The organism is Bradyrhizobium sp. NBAIM08 (genome assembly GCF_020193935.1).
GTDB classification, from domain to species: Bacteria; Pseudomonadota; Alphaproteobacteria; order Rhizobiales; family Xanthobacteraceae; genus Bradyrhizobium; species Bradyrhizobium yuanmingense.
Map to the genome: position 1 here is coordinate 1 of NZ_JADYVR010000754.1, position 417 is coordinate 417.

General features: G+C 68.8%; 1 protein-coding gene. It reads right to left on the minus strand.

The genetic code is table 11. From position 1 onward, the window contains the following. Positions 1-170: 170 nt before the first annotated feature. On the minus strand, positions 171-417 hold a 247-nt coding region (locus I6F37_RS41910; RefSeq protein WP_225154660.1), incomplete at its 5' end, for a hypothetical protein.

Consider the following 417-nt stretch of genomic DNA (forward strand, 5'->3'; position numbering starts at 1 on the left):
GAGGTAGCCCGCGAGCACGTTGTCGACGACGCCGGTCGCCGGCAGGACGGCCACGGACGCACCCGCTGCGCGTGCAGACGCTCCGGCGAACAACGTGACGATCCCGAGGAGCAGTGGGATCGCGAACAGGAACCGGCCGATGTGACGGGCCACGGGGACCTCCGACGGCCCTATCGTACTGCGGTCGTCTCCAGATACTCGAACGTCAGCTGGCTCCACGATTCGAGTCGATCCGCAACCGCCGCCACCTCGGCCGGCTCGGCGAAGGCGCCTTCGAGCTTCTCGGTCTCGCGGATCGCGACCGCGCGGCCGGAAGCGTCCGCCAGGTAGACGGCCCCGAGGTGGACGGAGCCCACGTCGGTCGTGTCGTCGTTGAGGAGTGCGACGAGCCGGAAAGCGGGTTCGAAGCTGTCTCTT